The organism is Amphritea opalescens (genome assembly GCF_003957515.1).
GTDB classification, from domain to species: domain Bacteria; phylum Pseudomonadota; class Gammaproteobacteria; order Pseudomonadales; family Balneatricaceae; genus Amphritea; species Amphritea opalescens.
Window position 1 is genome coordinate 78,398 of sequence record NZ_RQXW01000018.1, and the last position, 6,443, is coordinate 84,840.

The 6,443-nt window shown below is 48.1% G+C and carries 6 protein-coding genes; 5 read left to right on the plus strand and 1 reads right to left on the minus strand.

Annotated features, from left to right (window positions below; genetic code table 11):
• Positions 1-12: 12 nt before the first annotated feature.
• Positions 13-474, plus strand: a complete 462-nt coding sequence (locus tag EH243_RS16025; RefSeq protein ID WP_126159673.1) for an outer membrane lipoprotein — start codon at positions 13-15, stop codon at positions 472-474.
• 151 nt (positions 475-625) lie between these two features.
• Here the strand turns inward: EH243_RS16025 and EH243_RS16030 are convergent, their stop codons facing one another.
• Positions 626-1,219: a YecA/YgfB family protein gene (locus EH243_RS16030; protein WP_126159674.1), complete on the minus strand. Its 594-nt coding sequence runs from the start codon at positions 1,217-1,219 to the stop codon at positions 626-628.
• 128 nt (positions 1,220-1,347) lie between these two features.
• Between EH243_RS16030 and recQ the strand changes: the two genes are divergently transcribed.
• The 4 genes from recQ to EH243_RS16050 all read left to right on the plus strand — a co-directional run.
• Entirely contained in the window at positions 1,348-3,489 is a 2,142-nt protein-coding gene (gene recQ / locus EH243_RS16035; protein ID WP_126159675.1) for a DNA helicase RecQ, read from the plus strand.
• A 5-nt stretch (positions 3,490-3,494) separates the two neighbouring features.
• Positions 3,495-3,914, plus strand: coding sequence for a YqaA family protein (locus EH243_RS16040; protein ID WP_126159676.1), 420 nt, complete (start codon positions 3,495-3,497; stop codon positions 3,912-3,914).
• 100 nt (positions 3,915-4,014) lie between these two features.
• Positions 4,015-4,800: a hypothetical protein gene (locus EH243_RS16045; protein ID WP_126159677.1), complete on the plus strand. Its 786-nt coding sequence runs from the start codon at positions 4,015-4,017 to the stop codon at positions 4,798-4,800.
• A 469-nt stretch (positions 4,801-5,269) separates the two neighbouring features.
• A partial coding sequence (locus tag EH243_RS16050; protein WP_126159678.1) for a retention module-containing protein occupies positions 5,270-6,443 on the plus strand: 1,174 nt, incomplete at its 3' end.

The window sequence follows — 6,443 nt, forward strand, 5'->3', positions numbered from 1 at the left end:
AGGATTAATGATATGAACAGAATGACCATTATTGTATTTACTGCAGCAATGTTAATGCTTCAGGGCTGTGCTTCGTCATTGACGGGTGATACCTATTCTCGCAGCGAAGCTCGAAAGGTCCAGAATGTTGAATATGCTTGGGTTGATGCGGTTAAGCCCGTCGTGATTGAGGGGCGCTCAGATAGCCCATTAGGTGCCGGCGCCGGTGCTATTGTCGGTGGTATCGCCGGTAGTACGGTCGGTGGCGGTAAGGGTAGTAGTATCGCTGCTGTTGTCGGCGCTATCGCCGGTGGTATTGTCGGGCAGAAAGTGGAAGAGAACTCTACCCGTAAACAGGGGCAAGAGGTGACGTTAACACTGGAAAGTGGTCGTACGATCTCGCTGGTTCAGGAAGTGGATAGTGAAGGTTATTTCCGACCAGGTGAGCGAGTACGTGTATTGCGTCAAGGTTCTACCGCACGTATAACCCGCTAAGACGATTGATTGAAAGCCGGTTAGGGTTGGCGAGTACAAAGGTACAGTATTCGTTGAGTTAACCGGCTAAGCCCTGATGTAAAAAAGCCCGCCATCGATGAGTCGATGGCGGGCTTTTTTGACGCTGTGATTGGTAGCGTTTACCTGACACTTATTTTTTATCGGCAGGGGCGTGGAACAGCAAGTACAGATCGACCAATAGGTCGGGAATGGTGCGGCACATTTCGTCGCACAGTGGTGTATCTGCCCGCATTTTGACAAACTCTTCATCATCAAACAGTTCCGACGCGATCATGATGGGTAGCATCAGTTCAGCGACTTCCTCTTCGGCTTGATGATTAAACCATTCGTCTTCTTTCAGGAAAACGCCTTCCATAAAGGCTTGTGACCAAGTTGTCAGAGCGCTTTGCTCTTCGTCATCTTCGGGTACGAGGGTCAGATCGCAAGGAAGTAACATATCTTGATCGTTGTAAAGGTCGCTGCCAATACTAAAATAGAGTCGACGCAGCAGGCCTTCGATACGAGATTTTTCTGTGTCTGAACGGTATTCAGGGGTGCCGTCAAACAGCTCCTGTAGCCACTGTTTCTCAGTGATCTTGACTGGGCTGATGTTCAGCGCACAGAAGTAGCCATGAGTACCTATCAGATCCAAAGCATCCTCAGACACAGTTTCTGAGAACAAAAACGCTTCAAGCTCATCCAGTTCCTCATCGGTGAGTGGTGTATTCAGCATCGCATTTTGCATAGGTTTGGGTCCGGCTAATAAAGTGTGGGCAGATTCTATCAGTGAAAGGTGTTTGATCGTAGTGTTAATCTGCTCGATTCTTATAAATCTGGATGACAGTTTGCATTTCATGCCGGATAATGCCGAGCATGATAGAAAAGGCGCAACAACTCTTAAAACAAATCTTTGGTTATGATCAATTTCGGCAGCCACAGCAAGACGTGATTGAAACGTTGCTCGGTGATGGTGATGCTTTGGTGGTCATGCCAACGGGGGGCGGAAAATCGCTCTGTTATCAACTGCCAGCTCTGATTCGGCCCGGTGTTGCGGTGGTGGTCTCGCCACTTATTGCATTGATGCAGGATCAGGTGCAGGCGTTGTCCCAATGGGGTATCAGTGCAGGCTATCTGAACTCGTCCATGGATTACAGCATGGCGCAAGAAGTAGAGCATCAGTTACGTAGTGGTGACTTAGATCTGCTCTATGTCGCGCCGGAACGCTTGCTGCAGCCGCGGACACTGAAAATGCTGTCCGAATGTCAGCTAGCATTATTCGCCATCGATGAAGCCCATTGTGTTTCTCAGTGGGGTCATGATTTCCGCCCAGAATACCTAAAACTTAGCTATCTTCAAGAATGCTTCCCGGGTGTGCCGCGAATTGCGTTAACGGCAACCGCCGATGAGCGTACCCGCGATGAAATTTGCGAGCGCTTAGGATTACAAAATGCGCGCAAATTCATTCAAGGGTTTGATCGGCCTAACATTCGTTACCGTATTGGCCAAAAGCATCGTGCCAAGGAGCAGCTATTAAAGTTTCTTAAAGCCGAGCATATGGGGGACTCGGGTATTGTTTATTGTCTCTCGCGCAAAAAAGTTGAAGATACCGCCCAGTGGTTGCAAGAGCAGGGGTTTAACGCCTTGCCTTATCATGCGGGTCTGCATCCAGAGCTTCGGCGTCATAATCAGCACCGCTTTCTAACCGAAGAGAATATTTTGATGGTGGCCACGGTGGCCTTTGGTATGGGGATCGATAAGCCAAACGTACGCTTCGTCGCTCACCTTGATCTACCAAAAAGTGTCGAAGCCTATTATCAGGAAACCGGCCGTGCAGGGCGTGACGGTCTGCCGGCGGATGCGTGGATGGTCTACGGTTTACAAGATGTTATCTTCCTGCGACAGATGCTGGAAAGCTCACAAGCAGATGAGCTGCATAAAAGCATCGAGCGGCAAAAACTGGAAGCGATGTTGGGGCTCTGTGAAATTACCAGTTGCCGGCGGCAGACCTTATTGACCTATTTTGGTGAACCATTGCCTGAGCCCTGTGGCAATTGTGATACCTGTTTAGAGCCGGTGCCGGTGTGGGATGCTACAGAATCGGCCCGCAAAGCATTATCTGCCGTCTACCGCTGCGGTCAGCGTTTTGGCGTTAATCATATTATTGAAGTTCTGCTCGGCAAAAGCAGTGATCGAGTCAAGGAACTTAAGCATCATGAGTTAAGCACCTTTGGTATCGGTAAAGAGCTCGATCGTAACCAGTGGCGTTCGGTGTTTCGCCAGTTGGTTGCACGGGGTTATTTGAGTGTTGCTGCGAATAGTCATGGTGTGCTGTATTTAACGGATAGTTGCCGGCCTCTGTTAAAGGGAGAATTACAGATAGAGATGAGGCAGGATAAGCGTAAACAGGAGTCCTTCAGTAAGCGCAATGATCCGCAGCAAAAGCTGGATGTTGAAGATTATGGCCTGTGGAACGCGCTTAAAACACTGCGGATGACGTTATCCAAAGAGCAGGATGTGCCGCCCTATGTGATTTTTCATGACGCCACCTTGATGGAGATGGTGATGTATCGGCCATTGACTCATCAACAGATGGGGCGTCTAAACGGTATTGGTGAGCGTAAATTAGAGCTATATGGTGATCAGTTTTTAGAACTCATTCGTGAGTATCAAGCTGAGCAGCAGCAACCGCAAAATAAAGATCTACAAGTACAGCAATCGGTGGCGCTATATCGTTCTGGAATGACGGTTGCGCAGGTGGCTCGTCAGCAGCACCTGTCGGAAAACGTGATCTATAACCACTTAGCAGATGGAATTGCGGATGGTCAGTTGGCATTGTCTGATGTGGTTGAGCTGACCGCTGATCAGTTGCAGCAGGTACAGAATGTTATGTGTGACTGCATGGCATCATTTGGTGTGTCATTGAAGCCCGTGCATGAAGCGCTTGACGGTCTTTATGATTTTGGGGTGTTACGCTGTATTCGTGCGGATATGGAACGGCCTGAGCAGAGTCATTAGCCGTGATGGCGAATCCAGAGTTATGGGGGCTATTTTTTAGTAGTTTTATCGCCTCTACTCTAATGCCGGGTGGCTCTGAGGTGTTACTGGGCTATCTTTTAACGCAGTCGACTATCGAACCACTTGAATTGCTGTTAGTCGCCAGCCTAGGTAATAGTCTCGGCGGTATACTAACTTTCGCTATGGGCTGGTGGGTGAGTCTTCGTTGGGCGATTCCTCAGCCTAAAAAACGTCATCAACAGCGGGCGTTGAATATATTGAGACGTTATGGCGTGGTCGCGCTACTATTATCATGGTTGCCGTTGATCGGTGATCCTTTGTGTCTTGCTGCTGGGTGGTTGCGATGCTCCGTGTGGCAATCGTTATTGCTGATCATAGTGGGCAAAACCCTGCGCTACCTCTTAATTATCTGGGCCATTCACTGATATAGTGGGCTGATTACCGATCTAGTGTCTTCGTCGTTTCATGTTAAGTGGCAAAATGCATTGTTAGGTTCTTTAATCAGCATTGAAAGATGGAGAGGTCATGCTGAAATCTTCCCAATTTCGATTGTTACGGATAGTTCTGTTATTGATTGTCCTGTTCGTTGTCGCGATGAATACCTGGCTATCGCAGACGCGGATACAGGCATGGGAACGTCCTGTCTGGGTGGTGCTCTATCCGATTAACGCCGATGGGCGAGCAGATACTCAGCGTTATATCGATGCCTTGCCTATTGATCAATTTGCGGAGATTGGTGCTTTCTTGCAACGAGAAGCATCCCGCTATCAGATTAATCAGAACCCCTTGGTTGAATTTTATTTGGCGCCAGAGGTGCATGCACAGCCCCCCGAAGTTGAAGTAGAAGCTGGGCTGTTGGAGAGAGTGTTCTGGAGTCTGCATATGCGCTGGTGGTCATGGCGACATGATAGCTGGGAGGGGCTAGAGCCAGATGTAAGAATATATCTGCGTTACTTTTCCCCTCAAGAAGAGCGGCGATTGTCGCATTCGCTGGGATTGCAGAAAGGGATGATAGGTTTAGTGAATGGTTTTGCCGGTGTTGATGACATGGGTATCACTAATTTCGTTATTGCGCATGAATTACTGCACACCTTTGGCGCTTCGGATAAATATAACTTAGCAACAAATGAACCGATTTATCCGGATGGTTATGCCGATCCGCAGCAAACGCCGCTTTTGCCGCAAACGCGGGCAGAGGTGATGTCTGGGCGGATAAAGGTATCGCCCGGTTGGTTGCTGATGCCGCGAAATCTCGACAATGTCATTGTCGGGCCAAAAACAGCCAAGGAAATTGGTTGGTTTCCCCGCTAAAAATGTTGGTTTATATCTAGACTGATTGTGATGTATTGCTGAAAGAACAGCATAAATACACAAGATGAGTATGGTTATTGGTTGGATATAGATATACCCACTAGACTGATAGGGTGGTATCTGGTTATTCTAGCACGGTAAAAACGTTAACAGCTTTGCTGTCATATTGTCAGTGTAAGCTTAAACAGTTAACGGGTCAGGTTATATTCAGCTTGTCTATTGTCGAAATTTAAACATATTTTAGTATGTTTAAATTTTAACCATTATGAGTATAAAACCTTGTTTCATGGCTATTTAGCAGTATCTTGTTGTGCTATTATCTTAAAAATTTTAAACAAATTTATGTGTTGGTGGTTTTGTTGGTGAGTCGTGTTCTGCGCCACCCGCTAATGCAATGAACACATCTTTTTTTGATGCATGAGGCTCAAAGAGTACTCAAGATCAGGAAAATATCTTCTGGGGGGAAGTTATGGAAAATGTAGAAGCAGCCAAAGGAACAGTGGTTAGTGTATCCGGTGAAGTTGTTGTCGTTGATAGCAAGGGCGTAGAGCGCGTCTTACAATCAGGTGAGCAGGTTAATCCTGGTGATATGGTCATTGTGCCTGCTAACAGCCAAGCCGAGATTGACCTAGGTAAAGCTGAGCCAGAAACGGTGCCGGCGGATACAACCGCTATCCTTGAAGTGGATCCTACGACTGGAGAAATTTCTCTCGTTTTCCATTCCGTTAATGCTGAAACGCTGGATGTTGCCGATATTCAGGCTGCGATTCTTGCGGGTCAGGATCCTACCCAAATTCTGGAAGAAACGGCTGCTGGTAACACCCCCCCTACAAGTTCTGGTTTTTCTGAGTTTCAGGCGGTCGACCGTACCGCAGAAGAAGTACTAGCTCGTGCAGGCTATGACACCAATCCCGAAAATTGGGAACGTGAGCCTTATGTCGATGATGAAGGTGAGTTGTTTGTGCTTCCGTCTGAGTACAGTGTCGCAGATGTAAGTGTCAGTGAGGGTGGTTTGATGACCTTTACCGTCACTCGTACCGGGGGCACCAGCGAAGAGACGATTGATTTTTCAACCGGTATTGACGCGATTGATAATGCTGAGGCTAATGATTTTACCTCGACAGCCGGTACGTTGACGTTTGCTACAGGCGAAACGAGTAAAACATTTACTGTACAGACCACGCAAGATGATGTCTTGGAAGGTAAAGAGAGCTTTAGTGTTAATCTGAGTAACCCGAGTGGTAATGGTCAGATTGTCGATGGTACAGCTACAGGAATCATCATCGATGACGGTACGGGCTCTGGGCCCGATCCAGACAATGATACCCCCGTGATCAGTATTGCTGATGCGAGCATGGAAGAGGGCAGCACGCTGACCTTTAATGCCACGCTAACCGGCTCTTCTGCCATCGCTTACGATGTGGATCTCGCGTTGAGCGAGTCTAACCCTGCCTCTGCAACCGCTGGCACCGACTACACCAATGCGATGACCGTCACTGTCGTGGGTGGTACTAACGATGGCGACACGTTAACCCTCAATGGTAGTACCGTGACCGTGCCGGCAGATGCCACCGGTCTGACGATTGCCGTGGACACCACCGATGATGCGGTCTATGAAGGGGATGAGACCTTCTCAATCTCTG